The following is a 16,600-nucleotide window of genomic DNA, read 5'->3' on the forward strand; positions in this document are numbered from 1 at the left end:
CTCCTCGATTCTGCTTTTTAAGCTATTTAGTCTAGCACCGAGCCTCTGGTAAATTATTCCAAAGCGATGAAGATTATGATTAATACTGGAAGAAAATTCGGTTTTTAAAAACCTTTTTCATAGAAAATTCTAAAATATGAGACTAGATGAGACAGACCTGAAAATCCTGCGTCTTTTACAGGACAACGGCAGGCTCAGCAACCAGGAACTAGCTGACCTGGTAGCCCTTTCGCCCTCCTCCTGCCACCGGCGCGTAAAGATTCTGGAGCAGGAAGGCTTCATCGAAAACTACAGCGCCAACTTGAGCGCAGGCAAACTGGGCTTTGCCATTGAAGCCTTTGTGGAAGTGAATATCGGGCAGCTCAACGAGAGCGAGCATCAGTACCTGAGCAAAGCACTGGCTACCATGGATGAAGTGCTCCATGCCTACATCGTGACCGGGCAGGCGAACTACATGCTGCACATACGCACGCGCAACTTCGAGACTTTTTCCAATTTTGTCATTCACAAGCTCAACACGCTGCGCGGCGTCACCAAGATCCATTCGCAGATCGTGCTGTCTTGCATCAAGGCCAAGGGGCAACGCTTGCCTGTGTAAACCGGCATACCGGCAAGGTCTGGCCAGGTGCCAGGCCGCGGGCTTAGTCGTAGTTCAGTTTGAAGCGTCGCTTGAAATGCTCGCTGCGCCACCAGCCCTTGCCGCTTTGCACCGGTTTGTTATCGGTATTGAACAGATCAATACGCTGCACAATCACGGCCTGGTTCTCCTTGATCCAGAGCTGCTTGGCCATGTCTGCCGACGCGTTGGCCATGCTGATCTCTTCTTGCGCATGCTTGATGGGCACGTTCAGCACGCCAGTCAGCATCTCTACCATGGTGTGTGTTTCCAGAGCCTGTTGCTCGATACGTTCTCCTATCGAGCGTAGCAAGTAGTTCTCAGCAAAATAAAGGGGCACCGCTGACCTGTAGCGCACCGCTTGCAGCTTATAAACCGGCTCATCGGAAGCGAAAAACTCAGCAATGTCTGCTGGCGGGGCGACCAGCCCCCAGCTGGCAATCTGGGTGGTGGTGTCTTTGCCCAACTGCACCAGATCATTGATGGAGCTCAGCTCCCAGGAGCCGGTGTTCTTGCGTTCCAGCACAAAGGAGCCTCGGCTGGGAAAACGCTCGATCAAGCCATTGCGCGTCAAGATCGCCAGGCCCTGGCGCACGGTGATGCGGCTGACGCCGAACATCCCCCCTAGCTCGGCCTCCGTAGGCAAGCGGTCGCCGGGCTTCAAGCGACCGTCCTGGATATAGCGGGTCAGCTTGTCGGCAAGCTGCTCATACAGTGGTTTTGTACTCACTTTTTTATCTCATCCCTGTTGATGACACTCTGCTGCTGGCTCTCCCTACGTGCTGTGTTCCACCTGCGGTATCAACAGAAAATCGTTGGTTCCCCTGCCAGTAAGCCATCTTCTTATTCGCGTTCCAGCAGGCCTTTGATCAGAAACATCTCGGCCTCATGGACACAGGAAATCTGCTCCCATGCCGCATCGCTTTGTGTAGCCAAACGCCAGGTCAGCAAGCTCACTACACATTTGTCTGCGCCCAGCTTGAGCACCTCGCCTGGGATAACACGCGACATATTACGAAACTGCATCGCCTCCTTGCTGGCGCCCACCTCGTAATCCACCTGAAAGCGGTCTGCATCCACATTCAGGCGCACATAGGTTTCCTGGCCGCTAAAGACCGAGGTCCCCTTGAACAGGCCCGGTTCCACTTCGCTGCGATTCGCACTGCCCCAGGCCCACTGACCTTGCAAGATGCCATCGGACATGATTTCAAAAGCGACCTTAGCCGGGCGCTCCACCAGGATGCTACTGGAATGACAATGTGGATCTTTCACGTACTTGCTCCTGTGACGAATGCTTATTGTTATGACAATGTTTTTATTGTCATGCCAAAGGAAAACCGAGACTAGACGGGAAAACACGTACAGTTCAGCGAAAGATTGTCCATAACAAAGCCGCTGCCTCTCAACCCGGAGACGCAGCGGCTTTGAAACCTGAAGCAAAGCGCTATCAGGCGATGGACTACTGTCTGTTATGTCCTAACTTGCTGTCACCCACTGCTGGATGAAAGCGCGCAGCTCGTCGGGGCTGGAGGCCACACCCCCGGGTACGCGATAGACCTTTTCCAAAGGCCCCACCATCTCCTGCAGGGCAGGCAGATTAGCAGGGTCATCGCACATCATCACAATCCCGCGGCAATAACGACCGAAGCCTTCACGATGTGCCTTTAACCACAACACCGCTTTCTTGCGCCCTTCCGGGTCGCCGGGAGTGGAAGGATCGGGCAGGCTTTCGTAGACCAGAACGAACTCTTTTTCGGCCTTGATCAGGGTTTCCATATCGTCCAGCCATTGCGTGGCCAGCTCCAGGGTCAAGGGAAACTCGCGCACCCTTGCTATCGGCAAAGCGGATGTATCCAGAAACTGGGTGGAAAAGTCAGGAGAAATGTCTTGCTCACTCATTGCTAAAGCTCCTTGAATCAGGGCTGTCATGCCCAATTGCAATATGCCCTCCATCTCGACCTCCTCCACGACCCGTTCCACGGCTGCACGTGGCTCCCGGCCAGCCACGGCATAGACCGTATCGGCAACCGCCAGGCAATGAAAGGCCACCGTTCCCATCAAGTAACGCGAGCGCTCAAAGGACACGCCATAAGCCTGAGCAATGTGCTCTTGATGCTCCCGGATCTTGTCCAGCATGGAAGGAGTCGCCACCAGCCTGCGTATCACATAGGGCGTGATGCCCGGATTGGCTTTCACAAAAGCCTGTGTCGCCGCACTGAACAGCTGCAGATAGTCTTCCAGGCTGCCTTGAACCGGAATCGTGGCCCGAGGTACTTGCCAGCGGCTGAAAATTTCTTCGGCCACCAGTTGTTTAAGCCCTTCCAGATTACCCACATGCTTGTACAGCGCCATCTGGCTGACACCCAAAGCGGCCGCTACCCCCACAAAGGTGATGTTGGGCAGGCCAATCTGAATGCCAGCGTCGGCAATCCGTGCTCGGGTGATGGTGGGAGGACGTCCGCGTGGCGCGGGCGCCTGAGGGGTTGGCATATCTATGTTGACCCTTTTGATGACAGCAGCGCGGTAGTACCTGCCACTGCCTCTTATTTAATTTATGAAACTCTACTAATTAGAAGCCTAGTTTACATCCACGATAATGATTCTCAATATCATTTTTTGCAAAGCGAGTGTTCCTGCTGATGAAGTCGCAAGACATCGACCTGAACGAGCAACAGCGTAACCCGATTCCTCCCGCCCTATCCTGGCAAAAATAGTCAGGCACAAAGACTTTTCACGCCTGAAAACCGTGTGACAGCCCCTGCCCGTTCCACCTCTCATTTCTGGTTTTTCACCTAAATTGGTCAGACCAATTAATTGAATAAAAAATTGTTTATTCTTGAATTGTTAGGGTAAACACTTAGATTCAATAAAATAATCCTTTCTATACAATGCGCTCTGTTCTTGACGATCTCAAGAAATGGTCAGACCAATTTAACGACCTTCAGGCTCGCTTGCGATACAAGCGCCTCCCATTTGCTCCTGCGGAGATAGAACAACATGCAACAAGCGTGGCTGCAGCAATACGATCCCACCGGCAATATCTGGCTGTCGGCACTGATCGCCCTTATTCCGATCATCTTTTTTTTCCTGGCCCTGACCAAGTTGCGCATGAAGGGGTATCTGGCAGGGACGATTACCGTCTTGCTGGCCCTGGGCGTTGCCCTGTTTTTCTATCGCATGCCGGTTTCCACTGCGCTGGCCTCGGTGGTGTATGGCTTTTTCTATGGGCTGTGGCCGATCGCCTGGATCATTGTGGCCGCCGTTTTTCTGTACAAGATTTCGGTCAAGACCGGTCAGTTCGACATCATTCGCGCCTCCATCCTGTCCGTCACGCCTGACCAGCGCCTGCAGCTGATTCTGGTGGGCTTTTGCTTTGGCGCCTTCCTGGAAGGGGCAGCCGGTTTTGGTGCGCCCGTTGCCATTACTGCCGCCTTGCTGGCTGGCCTGGGTTTCCGCCCCTTGTACGCGGCCGGTCTGTGCCTGATTGCCAATACCGCCCCGGTGGCGTTCGGTGCCATGGGTATTCCTATCATCGTGGCCGGTCAGGTATCGGGTATTGATCCCTTTGAAATCGGCCAGATGGCTGGTCGCCAACTGCCTTTCATGACGGTGATCGTGCTGTTCTGGCTGATGGCCATCATGGACGGCTGGCGCGGTATCAAGGAAACCTGGCCTGCCGTACTGGTCGGTGGCGGCTCCTTCGCGCTGGTGCAGTTCCTGACCGCCAACTACATTGGCCCCGAGCTGCCGGACATTACCTCGGCTCTGGTTTCCCTGGTTGTGCTGACCCTGTTCCTGAAAGTGTGGCAACCCAAGCGCATCTTCCGTTTTGAAACACAAGAAGGCTCGCCTGCTCAGGACAATCTGGCCGATCAGGCCCCTACCGTGCTGAGCACTGGCCGCATCATCAAAGCCTGGTCGCCCTTCATCATCCTGACTGCCATGGTCACGATCTGGAGTGTGCAGCCCTTCAAAGCCTTGTTTGCTGCCAATGGCCCGCTGGCGTCGACCATCGTGAATATTCCTGTGCCCTTCCTGCACAATCTGGTCGACAAGGCCCCACCCGTCGTGGCCTCGGCCACTCCGTATGGCGCGGTCTACTCCTTTAACTGGCTCTCTGCCACCGGCACCGCCATTCTGATTGCCGCCTTGCTGACTATCCTCTTTTTGCGCATGAAACCGGCAAAAGCGGTGGAAACCTTGGGCGAAACCTTCAAGGAACTGGCTGTACCGATCTACTCGATTGGCATGGTGCTGGCCTTTGCCTTTATCGCCAACTACTCCGGCCTGTCCGCAACTTTGGCGCTGGCCCTGGCTCACACCGGCAAAGCCTTCACCTTCTTCTCGCCCTTCCTGGGCTGGATCGGTGTGTTCCTGACTGGTTCCGACACCTCTGCCAACGCCTTGTTTGGTGCCTTGCAGGCAACCACGGCACAGCAGCTGGGTCTGCCTGAAGTGCTGATGGTGGCCGCCAACACCACAGGTGGCGTGACCGGCAAGATGATCTCACCCCAGTCGATCGCCATTGCCTGCGCGGCAGTGGGTCTGGCCGGCAAAGAATCCGATCTGTTCCGCTTTACCGTGAAACACAGCTTGATCTTTGCGGTTCTGATTGGCCTGCTGACTACCCTGCAAGCCTATGTGTTACCTTGGATGATTCCCTAAGGGCCCGCCCTCATCCTTCATCTGCAAGGCGCGTATACGCGTGCCTTGCAGATTTATTTTTCCGGTATCTCAAGAACTATGCGCCTCTCTGATCACGTTGCCCAACAATTGCTGGCGCTGATTCAATCCAGCGATTTCAAGGCCGGGCAAAGACTGCCTGCCGAGCGTACGTTGGCAGCTCAATTGAATGTGTCGCGTGCATCGCTGCGCGAGGCTATTCAGCAACTGAACAGCCAGGGCATTTTGCGCAGTCAGGTAGGTTCAGGCACTTACCTGGCCTCCCAAACGCCCCAATGGACCCAGCGCTCGGTAGACCCGCTGGCCGCCCTGATGCTGTCCGATCCCCAGTACCGTTACGACGTGCTGGAAGCGCGCATTGCTCTGGAGAGCAGTACCACCTGGCACGCCGCCCTGCGTGCCTCGCCCGAAGACAAGGACAAGATCCTGCAATGCTTCGAGCAAATGATTCGCTACCAGCAAAGCGGCGATACCGTGCAGTCCGCCCGCGCTGATGCCCAGTTTCACCTGGCCGTGGCCGAAGCCTCGCACAATCTGGTGCTGGTTCAGGTCATGCGGGGCCTGTTTGATCTGGTGCTCAGCAGCGTGACGCAAAACCGGGACATCATCATGTTCGTGCATGACTCACCCGAGACCATTGTCAATCTGACGGCGCAACACGAAGCCCTGGTCAAAGCCATTGTCGATGGCGATCCCGCTCAAGCACGCCACGTTGTGAACGAACACCTGGGCTACGTACGCAACACCCTTCTTCAGGCTGACGAAGACCTTGCACGCCGCGAACGTGCCGCGCGCCTGCAAACCCCTCCTTCCGTCTTATCCGACCCGACTCTGCCATGATTATTTCCTCCTCGACCGACTACCGGCGTGCCGCCCAAAAACGACTGCCTCCTTTCCTGTTCCACTACATTGACGGCGGTGCTTACGCCGAGCACACGCTGCGCCGCAATGTGGACGATCTGGCCAATGTCGCCCTGCGCCAGCGTGTCCTGAAGGACATGAGCCAGCTCGATACCAGCATTGAGCTGTTTGGTGAAAAACTGTCCATTCCGGTGGCCTTGTCCCCGGTAGGTCTGACAGGCATGTACGCGCGTCGAGGTGAAGTCCAGGCTGCCCAGGCAGCCGATGCACATGGCATTCCTTTCACCATGTCCAGCGTGTCAGTCTGCCCGATCGAGGAAGTTGCCCCGCGCCTGAAGCGGCCCATGTGGTTTCAGCTGTATGTGCTGAAGGACCGCGGCTTCATGCGCAATGCACTGGAACGCGCGCAAGCTGCAGGCTGCAGCACCTTGGTCTTTACCGTAGACATGCCCGTACCCGGCGCTCGTTACCGCGATGCGCATTCGGGCATGAGCGGCCCGAATGCCGCTCTGCGTCGCTATGCACAGGCTGTCATGCACCCGCGCTGGGCCTGGGATGTCGGTCTGCTAGGTCGCCCGCACGATCTGGGCAATATCTCGCGCTACCTGGGCAAGCCTACGGGTCTGGAAGACTATATGGGTTATCTGGGCGCGAACTTTGACCCCTCGATTTCCTGGAAAGATCTGGAGTGGATACGCGATTTCTGGAAAGGCCCCATGCTGATCAAAGGCATTCTGGACCCCGATGACGCCCGCGATGCCGTGCGCTTTGGTGCCGATGGCATCATCGTCTCGAATCACGGCGGCCGTCAGCTTGACGGCGTCTTGTCCTCGGCACGCGCGCTGCCTGCCATTGCCGATGCAGTCAAAGGCCAGATCAAGATTCTGGCAGATTCGGGTATCCGCAGTGGCCTGGACGTAGTGCGCATGATTGCCCTGGGAGCCGACGCTGCCATGCTGGGCCGCGCCTACATCTATGCCTTGGCCGCCGCCGGGCAATCCGGCGTGGACCACCTGCTGAGCCTGATTGAAAAAGAAATTCGGGTCGCCATGACACTGACCAGTGTCAGCAGCATTTCCCAGATCACCTCTGACCTGCTTGTACAGGAGTCTTGACCATGTCAGTTTCCACCAGCGCTGCGGATTTGTTGCAGCAACTGCGCTCTATTGTCGGCAACCCTCACGTCCTGACGGACGACCGCAGTACGCGTCGTTACCGCAAGGGCCATCGCACGGGTGAAGGCAAGGTATTGGCCGTTGTGCGGCCCGGAACGCTGCTGGAACAATGGCGCAGCCTGCAAGCCGCTGTCGCTGCGGATTGCATCGTGATCATGCAGGCGGCCAACACCGGCCTGACAGGCGGCTCCACCCCCGACGGAGACGACTACGACCGTGACATCGTGCTGATGAACACCATGCGTCTGCAAGGCATACAAGTCATCAACGATGGCCAGCAAGTTGTCTGCCTGCCCGGTGCCACGCTGGACCGTCTGGAACAGACCCTGGCCCCGCTGGAGCGTGAACCCCACTCGGTGATTGGCTCCTCGTGTATCGGCGCCTCTGTGCTGGGCGGGGTCTGCAACAACTCAGGCGGTGCGCTGGTACGACGCGGCCCGGCCTACACGGAATTGACGCTGTACGCGCAAGTGCTGGACGATGGCACCCTGCAACTGGTCAATCACCTGGGCATCAATCTGGGAGATACCCCGGAAGAAATTCTGAGCCGCCTGGAGCAAGGCAAATACAGTGTTGCGGATATCATCAACGACCCGGAACGCAAGGCCAGCGACCCACGCTACGCCGACGATGTGCGCGATGTGGATGCCCAGACCCCGGCTCGTTTCAATGCCGACCCTTCGCGCCTGTATGAAGCCTCCGGCTCGGCCGGCAAGCTGTGCATTTTTGCCGTGCGTCTGGATACCTTTCCCAAAGAAGCCAGTACTGTTTTCTACATCGGCACCAATGACCCGAACGAGCTCACGGCCGTGCGCCGTCACCTGCTGACAGAACTGCCCCGCCTGCCCATTGCGGGCGAGTACATCCATCGCACCGCCTACGATATTGGCGAGCAATACGGCAAAGACACCTTCTTGCTGATCGACCGTTTTGGTACCGCCAAAGTGCCATCCGCCTTTGCCATGAAAAGCCGTGTGGATGGCTTTTTTGAGCGCTTTGGCTGGCGCGGCGTCACTGATCGCGTAATCCAGGCCATCATGAACCGCCTGCCCAGCCACCTGCCGCCGCGTATGCGTGAATGGCGCGACCGTTTCGAGCATCACCTGTTGCTGCGCGTCTCCAACGACACCGCGCAGGCCACGCGCGAATTTCTGAGCCAGCAATTTGAAGGCAGCCAGCAAGGTGCCTATTTCGAGTGCGATGCCGAAGAAGGTCGCAAAGCCTTTCTGCACCGTTTTGCCATTGCCGGTGCTGCCATCCGCTACCGCGAGGCGCACCCCGACAGCGTGGAAGATATTGTGGCGCTGGACATTGCCTTGCGCCGTAATGACAAGGAATGGGTGGAGCAACTGCCGGACGATATGGAAAAAGACATCGTCCACAAGCTCTATTACGGCCACTTCCTGTGCCACGTATTCCACCAGGACTACATCGTCAAAAAAGGCGTGGTTCCTCTGGATATGGAACACCGCATGTGGAAGTTGCTGGATGAACGCCGTGCCGAATACCCGGCCGAGCATAATGTTGGCCACCTCTATATCGCCAAACCTGCCCTGGCCGGCTTCTACCGCGAGCTGGACCCGACCAACACCTTCAACCCTGGCATCGGCCACACCTCGCGCCGCAAATGGTGGAGTGTGTGCTGCGGCGGCAAACACGACTAGCCCCCCCTTTTCTTGAAGGCACTCACGGGTTGCAAGCCATTCCCTTGCTTGCAGCGCAGTCCGCCCCTTCAATAAACCGTCCTTCATGCAAACCAGCAGGCCCCCAAGCTCGACTTGGTGGGCCTGTTTTTTTGTGCATTGTGACAAACAGAACACAAAAATATTCTGCCGCCTTTCCTATTTAGTTTAATAGGTTCCACTAATTCAAAATTTAGATTACATTATCGATAATGATTCTCAATACCTTATATTGAAGAGCCGAATTCTCCGGCTTTTTAGATACATACCACCGCTCATGACCACTCGTGAAACTGCTACGGACGTGCGTAAAGAGCCTGGCCCCATCAGCCAGATCCTCAGCTCTATACGCTCACGTCTGATTGTTGCCGCCGTTCTGGCGGCCTTGGGTTCAATGCTGACCCTGGTGCCTTTGGCCGGAATCGCCCACATCGCCAAGCTGACTTTGGGCAATACCCTGTCTGGCGAGCTGCAAGGCGATATAGGCTGGACGGTGCTATTGAGCATCATCAGCATGTTTGCAGGCCTGGCCCTGATCTCGGCAGGCGAGCTGCTGGCCCACCTGGCCGACAATCAGCTGACACGCGGTCTGCGTCTGAGTGCCGCCCAGAGGTTAGCCAAGGTGCCCCTAGGCTGGTTTACCGGCCAGGCTTCAGGCGAAGTGAAACAAGCCATGCAGGATGACATCGCCACCCTGCACAGCCTGACCGCACACTTTTACACCTCGGTCGGCCGCGCCGTCGGTGCTATTGCGATCTCGGTGCTGTACCTGTTCGTCATGGACTGGCGTATGGCCATCGTGGCTTTGCTGCCCTTCCCCGGTTTTTTTCTGTTCCTGCGCCACGCCATGAAAGCCAGCAGCGCGAACATGCAGGGCTTTGTCGAAAAACTGGGTCGCTTGAACAGTGCCACTGTGGAATTTGTCAGCGGCATTCCCGTGGTCAAGGCCTTTGGTTCCAATGGGCAGGCACATGGCGGCTATAGCAAGGCCGTGGATGGCTTTGCCGACGCCTTTCTGAACTTTGCCCGCCCTTTGGTGGCCCGCATGGCTCACGCCCATGCCATGATCGCTCCGGTCACGGTTCTAGGTGTCGTGCTGATCTTCGGTGCCCTCTTCAGCTATTTGAACTGGATTGCCCCGGTAGACATTCTGCCCTTCGCCCTGGTGGCTCCTGGCATTTGCGCCCCCCTGCTCTTGTTGCATACCCTGCTGCACGATCTGGGTGGCGCAACGGGTGCGGCACAGCGCGTACAAGCCTTGATGAAAACACCCGTACTGGAACCGCTGAGCACTGATCAGCAACAAGTCCCGGCAAATCACGAAGTGCGAGTCGAAAACGTCAGCTATGCCTACGGCGAAGGCCATCAGGCACTCAGCAATATCAGCTTCACCCTGGAACCGGGCACAGTCACCGCGATTGTGGGCTCTTCCGGTTCTGGAAAATCCACCATCGCCCGCCTGCTGCTGCGCTTTTTTGACCCCAGCGAAGGCCGCATCACCCTGGGCGATGCCAATCTGCGCCAAATCGAATCCACCGAACTTTACCGCCGCATTGGCTTTGTGCTGCAAGAGGTGCGCCTGATCAATGCCAGCGTGCGCGAGAACATTGCGCTGGGCCGCCCCTCGGCCAGTCAGCAAGAGATTGAAGACGCCGCCCGCGCCGCCAATATTCACGACCGTATCTTGACCCTGCCTCGTGGCTACGACTCTGTCGTGGGTGAAGACGCCCAACTCTCGGGCGGCGAGCGTCAGCGCGTCAGCATTGCGCGCGCTGTCCTGCTGGACCCACCCATTCTGGTGCTGGACGAAGCCACCGCCGCTGCCGATGCCAGCAATGAAGTGGCTATTCAAGATGCTCTGTCACGCTTTGCCCAAGGTCGCACCTTGCTGGTCATTGCTCACCGCCTGGACACCATCATGCACGCGGATCGCATTCTGGTGCTGGAAGACGGCGCGATTGTGGAGCAAGGCAATCACACCAGCCTGCTGGCTGAACAAGGCCGTTACGCACGACTCTGGACCCTGGGTGGCTACGACAACCGTTCCAAGGACACATCATGCTAAAGACCCTGATTCAGTTGCTGGGTACGGATGCCCCCATTTTCCGCCGCTATGGCTGGATGGCTGTCTTATACGGCCTGCTGTGCGGCCTGACCATGACTACCTTGGTCCCCGTTTTCACTCATCTGCTCAATGGCGAACCCAAACAAGCAGGCGGCTGGTTGCTGGTCCTGCTGCTTGGCGTGGCTGTCTGCTGGGCTTGGCGCCGCCATGTGGAGCAAGCGGGTGTAAATGTTGGGGCCGCCATCCTGCAAGGTGGCCGGCATCGTCTGGGCGAACATATCGCCCAACTGCCCGTAGGCTGGTTCTCCGCTCAAAACACCGCACGGCTGGGGCACATCGTCACTCAAGGCATGATGTCGGTGGCCCAATTACCTGCACACGTCTTCACCCCGCTGATCGCCGGAGTTGTGACGCCGCTTGTGCTGGTCGTGGCGCTGTTCATTCTGCATTGGCCGCTGGGTTTGATTGCCCTAATCGCGTTGCCTTTGCTGGCGGGTGTTCTGGCACTGACTGCCCATTTGGGACGCAAGGCTGATGATGCCTTCCAGGCTCATTTCGCCCATGCCAGCCAGCGTGTGGTGGAGTTTGCCCAAGCCCAATCCGTGCTGCGTGCCTTCAATGGCGAAGGCGGTGGCACCCGTCTGCTGGAAGAAGCGATTGAACGCCAACACCAGGCGGGCAAGAAACTGATCTGGCAATCCACGGCCTCGGCGGTACTCAATGCCTGGGCCGTACAAGCAGCCTTTGCGGCCTTGCTGATTGCCGCCACGCTTTGGCTAAACAGCCATACGGGTCTGGGCCTGAGCAGTGCAGAAGTCATCGCCGTCATCGTGTCCTTGCTGCTGAGCGCACGCTATATCGACTCCTTGCTGGAAGTGGCCAGCTACGGTGAAGTGCTGCGCGGTGCACGCGGCCAACTTGATGCGATTCAAGAACTGTTTGCCGTTCAGCCCCTGCCCGAACCCGCTTCGCCCCAAACTCCAAGCGACGGCTCGATTGTCCTGAACAATGTGCATTTCCGCTATGCCGCCGACAAGCCCGATGTACTGAATGGCGTCAGCCTGAACATTGCACCTGGCAGCATGGTGGCCTTGATCGGGGAATCCGGCTCGGGCAAAACCACACTGGCTCGTCTGATTGCCCGCTTCTTTGATGTCAGCCAGGGCAGTGTCTCCATTGGAGGCGTGGATGTGCGCCAGATCGGCAGCCCCGTACTGGCCACGCAAATCAGCCAGATTTTCCAGGACGACTATCTGTTCGCAGGCAGCATTGCCGAGAACATACGCCTGGGAAAACCGGATGCAACCGAGTCCGAACTGATGGAAGCGGTAGAACAAGCCGGTGTCAGCGAAATCATCGCGCGCTTGCCAGAAGGTCTGAACACAACGGTGGGCGAAGGCGGGGCCCGCCTGTCCGGGGGCGAGCGTCAACGCATCGCCATTGCGCGCGCTCTGATCAAGAACGCCCCCATTTTGCTGGTGGACGAAGCCACCGCCGCACTGGATGCCGAAAACCAGGCGGCCATTGCCCAGGCTTTGGCCCGTCTGCGTGGCAAGCGTACCCTGATCGTGATTGCTCACCAACTCTCTACGGTAGCCATGGCCGATCAAATCGTGGTGCTGGAAAACGGCCAGATTATCGAGCAAGGCCCGCCGGCCCAACTGCGCGAAACCCAAGGCCTTTATGCCCACTTCCTGAACCAGCGTCATGCCGCCAAAGGATGGCGTATTGCCACCGCAGCCCAGAATAACGGTGTGTGATGCGAGCTAGATCTTTTGTGCTGGTGTTTCTGATCTTGTGCAGCCTGTCTTTGCTGATAGGTGCGAGGCAAATCAGTTGGGCACAATTATGGAGTTTTTCAGGCGATGCCTGGCTGACACTGAGCGCCAGCCGCCTGCCCCGTCTGGCGGCGCTGGTCTTGAGTGGCATAGGCCTGTCTGTCTGCGGGGTGATCTTGCAGCACATTGTGCGCAATAAGTTTGTGGAACCGGCCACCTCGGGCGGGCTGGATGCCGCCAAGCTGGGCATTCTGATCGCCCTGACTCTGGCCCCCACCAGCGGCACATTGGGCAAGCTGCTGTTTGCCCTCTTGTTCTGCTTTGCCTCCAGCCTGATCTTCATCGCTGTGGTACGCCGCATCCGCTTCAAGAACACCGTGCTGGTACCGGTGATTGGCTTGATGTATGGCGGTGTGCTTAGCGCCATTGCCGAGTTCTATGCCTACCAGCACCAGATTTTGCAAAGCATGCAGGGCTGGATGCTGGGCGACTTTTCCAAGATCGTGCAGGGCAACTACGAAATCATTTATTTGATCCTGCCCATTGTGTTGCTCACCTATCTGTATGCGCATCGCTTCACAGTGCTGGGCATGGGCGAAGGCATGGCCACCAGCCTGGGCCTGAACTATTCTGCCACCGTGGCCCTGGGTTTGATACTGGTCGCGGTTACCGTCTCGGCCACTGTTATTACCGTAGGGGCCATTCCCTTTATCGGCCTGGTCATCCCCAATCTGGTGGCGCTGCGCTATGGCGACAACCTGGGCCGTACCTTGCCCATTGTGGCGCTGGGTGGTGCTTGCCTGCTGCTGGCTTGCGACATTCTGAGCCGCCTCATTATCTACCCGTTTGAAGTACCCATCGGCCTGACCGCCGGTGGCGTGGGTGGCCTGCTGTTTCTGTTCCTGATCTTCTGGAGGAACCGATGAAACGGCAACATCTGGTCTGGATACTATTGCTGGTGCTGGCATTGAGCTTTGTGTTCTATCGCTCCGGCCTGGACTTCGACTACATCATCCCCAAACGCCTGAACCGTTTGGCGGCTATGGTGATTGGCGGCATCTGCATTGCCTGGTCCTCGATTATTTTCCAGACCATAACCGGCAACCGGATTCTGACACCCGCCATCATGGGATACGAAGCGGTTTACCTGCTGTTCCAGTCCCTGCTGATTTTGCTGCTGGGCACACAAAGTCTGGTGATGCTGGGCGCCAATGGCAATGTAGTGCTGTCCATTGTGCTGATGCTGGCCTACTCGCTGGCAATCCATCACTGGCTGTTTCGCCAGGGCAAGAACAATGTGTATTTCCTGCTGCTGATGGGGCTGGTACTGACCATGATCATCAGCACCTTCACCCAGTTTGTGCAGCTAAAGATCAGCCCCGGCGAGTTCTCCATTTTGCTGGGTTTTAGCCAAGCGTCCTTTAACCGGGCCGAGCCTTTGCAACTGCTGGTTTCCGCCCTTCTGGTGGGGGGCATTTGCCTGGGCAGCCTGCGCAGCTTGCCCACGCTGGACGTGCTGTCTTTAGGCCGCGAGCAAGCCATTTCTTTAGGTGTCGACTATCGCCGTACCGTGCGCATCCAGCTGGCACTGATTGCTGCCCTGGTGGCTATTTCCACCAGCCTGCTCGGGCCCACTGCCTTCATGGGGATTTTCGTAGCCAACACCAGCTATGCGCTGGCCCGCAGCTTCCGACACCGAATCACGCTGCCGCTAGGCTGCGCCATCGCCATCGTCATGTTTTTGCTGGCGCAGATAGCAGTGGAACATGTTTTCAATTACCGCACGACCGTCGGGATACTCGTCAACCTGGTGTGTGGCGCGTACTTTCTGGGACTGATGGTTCGTACCCGAGGCACTGCATGATTACGATCAATCAGCTCTCCAAACACTACAAGAACAAGACCGTGCTTTCCAAAGTCAGCACACAGTTTCCTGCCGGACAGCTCAGCTCCCTGATCGGCCCCAATGGTGCCGGTAAAACCACCTTGCTGATGAGTATCGCCCGCTTGCTGGAGACCGACGAAGGCCAGATCCAGCTGGACGGCCGCAACATTGCGGATATACGTATTGCCGACTATGCGCGCCGGGTAGCCACCTTGCGCCAATCTCCTGATTTCAATTTGCGCCTGACCGTGGAAGAACTGGTCGCCTTTGGCCGCTTCCCCTATAGCCGCGGCGTGCTGACGGATGAAGATCAACAAGCCATCTCCGACGCTATTCAGTTTCTATCGCTGGAACCCTTGCGCCAGTCCTATCTGGACGAGTTGAGCGGCGGTCAGCGACAGATGGCTTTTCTGGCCATGACCATTGCGCAGCAAACCGATTATTTGCTGCTGGATGAGCCGCTGAACAATCTGGACATCAAGCACGCTGTTCAGATCATGGGCGCCTTGCGTCGGCTCTGTGACGAGTACGGCCGTACCGTGATTCTGGTGGTGCATGACATCAACTTTGCCGCCAACTATTCCGATCACATTGTGGCCATGAAAAACGGTGCGCTGTACTGCGCAGGACCGGTGTCAGAGGTCATCACGCAAGCACGGCTGACCGAACTTTATGGCCTGGATTTCGAGATTACGCACAGCGAGCGTGGCCGCCTGTGCAATTACTTCACCCCATCAGGAGAACCAGCATGATCGCCAAACACAGATACGGGCTGATAGCCCTGTTTGTGGCCGCCAGCTTTGCCTTGCAAGGCTGCGAGAAAAAGACCCAGGCAGCGACGGAAACCCCGGCACCGCAAGCCGCCGTCAGCCCGCAGGCCAGTGCCCGCTATGAACCGATTGTGGTCGAACACAAGCTGGGCTCGACACGCATCGAAAAACTGCCACAACGCGTCGTGGCGCTGGACATGAACGAAGTGGATTTTCTGGATGCCTTGGGTGTCCCGGTGGTGGGCATGCCCAAAGACTTCATCCCGGCATTCCTGCACAAGTATAAAAATGCCCCTGAAATCCAGGACACCGGCGCAATTGTGCAACCCAATGTGGAACAGGTGTACGCCGCCAAACCGGACCTGATTCTGATCACCTCCTTGCAAGCCAATCACTACAAGGAACTGAGCCAGATCGCCCCCACCATTCACTTTGACGTGGATTACCGCGATAGTCAGGTCAACCACATTGAAGTCATCAAGAATCACCTGCTGACTCTGGGCTCGATTTTCAAGAAAGAAGAGTTGGCCCAACAAAAAGTGGCCGAGCTGGATGCCAAAGTCGCCCAGGCCAAAGAAATCACCCAGGATCGTCCTGAAAAAGCCCTGATTGTTCTGCATAACAACGGCTCGTTCAGCTCCTTCGGGGTGCAGTCCCGCTACGGTTTTGTATTCAATGCGCTGGGCGTACAGCCTGCCAGCCCGACGGTAGAAACCGGCCTGCACGGACAGCCTGTTTCCAGCGAGTTCATCCAGCAAGCCAATCCGGACATCATTTACATCATCGACCGTACCGCCGTAATGGAACGTCGCCCTGCCCTGAACGCCGACAGCCTGAGCAACCCGCTGCTGCGTGAAACCAAAGCCTGGCAAAACGGCCGTGTGGTATTTGCCAATGCCGAAGCTTGGTACGTAACTGCCGCCAGTGTCACCTCGCTGAAATTGATTATTGATGACGTGATCAAAGCCTACCAACAACCATGATCTAACGGTATTTACACGGGCAAATAGACAGTAACGCGACTCAATCCAATTTCTATTTGCCTTAATCAAAGCAAAGAAACACACCCCGCTACATAAAGGAAA

14 protein-coding genes are annotated in these 16,600 nt (G+C 56.9%); 11 read left to right on the plus strand and 3 right to left on the minus strand.

Annotated elements, in window-relative coordinates; all coding sequences use genetic code 11:
• Positions 1-136: 136 nt before the first annotated feature.
• The gene (locus ACFPDR_RS12885; RefSeq protein ID WP_021447021.1) at positions 137-598 is read left to right on the plus strand and encodes an Lrp/AsnC family transcriptional regulator; all 462 of its coding nucleotides are present in this window, start codon (positions 137-139) and stop codon (positions 596-598) included.
• Between the two features lie 43 nt (positions 599-641).
• On the opposite strand, the gene ACFPDR_RS12890 is transcribed toward ACFPDR_RS12885, so the two are convergent.
• The 3 genes from ACFPDR_RS12890 to ACFPDR_RS12900 form a co-directional block, all read right to left on the minus strand.
• Entirely contained in the window at positions 642-1,346 is a 705-nt protein-coding gene (locus tag ACFPDR_RS12890) for a GntR family transcriptional regulator (RefSeq protein ID WP_035271366.1), read from the minus strand.
• 113 nt (positions 1,347-1,459) lie between these two features.
• Complete coding sequence (locus ACFPDR_RS12895) at positions 1,460-1,888, minus strand: hypothetical protein (protein WP_035271368.1); 429 nt, start codon at positions 1,886-1,888, stop codon at positions 1,460-1,462.
• Between the two features lie 204 nt (positions 1,889-2,092).
• Positions 2,093-3,106 carry a TetR/AcrR family transcriptional regulator gene (locus ACFPDR_RS12900; protein WP_226348066.1) on the minus strand — a complete coding sequence of 338 codons (1,014 nt, stop codon included), beginning with the start codon at positions 3,104-3,106 and terminating at the stop codon, positions 2,093-2,095.
• Positions 3,107-3,613: 507 nt separating this feature from the next.
• On the opposite strand from ACFPDR_RS12900, the gene lldP reads away from it, so the two are divergent.
• The 10 genes from lldP (at position 3,614) to ACFPDR_RS12950 (ending at position 16,498) form a co-directional block, all read left to right on the plus strand.
• Positions 3,614-5,281, plus strand: coding sequence for an L-lactate permease (gene lldP / locus ACFPDR_RS12905; RefSeq protein ID WP_035271369.1), 1,668 nt, complete (start codon positions 3,614-3,616; stop codon positions 5,279-5,281).
• A 78-nt stretch (positions 5,282-5,359) separates the two neighbouring features.
• Positions 5,360-6,139: a transcriptional regulator LldR gene (gene lldR, locus ACFPDR_RS12910; protein WP_009462556.1), complete on the plus strand. Its 780-nt coding sequence runs from the start codon at positions 5,360-5,362 to the stop codon at positions 6,137-6,139.
• The gene (lldD, locus tag ACFPDR_RS12915) at positions 6,136-7,275 is read left to right on the plus strand and encodes an FMN-dependent L-lactate dehydrogenase LldD (protein WP_376911204.1); all 1,140 of its coding nucleotides are present in this window, start codon (positions 6,136-6,138) and stop codon (positions 7,273-7,275) included. Before lldR ends, lldD begins: the two co-directional genes overlap by 4 nt.
• Before the next feature lie 2 nt (positions 7,276-7,277).
• Positions 7,278-8,999 carry a D-lactate dehydrogenase gene (gene dld / locus ACFPDR_RS12920; protein WP_060186218.1) on the plus strand — a complete coding sequence of 574 codons (1,722 nt, stop codon included), beginning with the start codon at positions 7,278-7,280 and terminating at the stop codon, positions 8,997-8,999.
• Between the two features lie 295 nt (positions 9,000-9,294).
• A complete protein-coding gene (locus ACFPDR_RS12925; RefSeq protein WP_376911205.1) occupies positions 9,295-11,082 on the plus strand; it encodes an ABC transporter ATP-binding protein in 1,788 nt (595 codons plus the stop codon).
• Positions 11,076-12,842 (plus strand): ABC transporter ATP-binding protein, encoded by a 1,767-nt coding sequence (locus ACFPDR_RS12930; protein ID WP_376911206.1) that lies wholly within the window; start codon positions 11,076-11,078, stop codon positions 12,840-12,842. Before ACFPDR_RS12925 ends, ACFPDR_RS12930 begins: the two co-directional genes overlap by 7 nt.
• Complete coding sequence (locus ACFPDR_RS12935; RefSeq protein ID WP_376911207.1) at positions 12,842-13,786, plus strand: ABC transporter permease; 945 nt, start codon at positions 12,842-12,844, stop codon at positions 13,784-13,786. The genes ACFPDR_RS12930 and ACFPDR_RS12935 overlap by 1 nt, the downstream gene beginning before the upstream one ends.
• Complete coding sequence (locus ACFPDR_RS12940) at positions 13,783-14,724, plus strand: iron chelate uptake ABC transporter family permease subunit (protein ID WP_376911208.1); 942 nt, start codon at positions 13,783-13,785, stop codon at positions 14,722-14,724. Before ACFPDR_RS12935 ends, ACFPDR_RS12940 begins: the two co-directional genes overlap by 4 nt.
• Positions 14,721-15,497: an ABC transporter ATP-binding protein gene (locus tag ACFPDR_RS12945; protein WP_376911209.1), complete on the plus strand. Its 777-nt coding sequence runs from the start codon at positions 14,721-14,723 to the stop codon at positions 15,495-15,497. Before ACFPDR_RS12940 ends, ACFPDR_RS12945 begins: the two co-directional genes overlap by 4 nt.
• Positions 15,494-16,498 carry a siderophore ABC transporter substrate-binding protein gene (locus ACFPDR_RS12950; RefSeq protein ID WP_376911210.1) on the plus strand — a complete coding sequence of 335 codons (1,005 nt, stop codon included), beginning with the start codon at positions 15,494-15,496 and terminating at the stop codon, positions 16,496-16,498. The genes ACFPDR_RS12945 and ACFPDR_RS12950 overlap by 4 nt, the downstream gene beginning before the upstream one ends.
• Positions 16,499-16,600: the final 102 nt, after the last annotated feature.

It is taken from the genome of Alcaligenes sp. GCM10023179, assembly GCF_042653705.1.
Taxonomy (GTDB): Bacteria; Pseudomonadota; Gammaproteobacteria; order Burkholderiales; family Burkholderiaceae_B; genus Alcaligenes; species Alcaligenes phenolicus.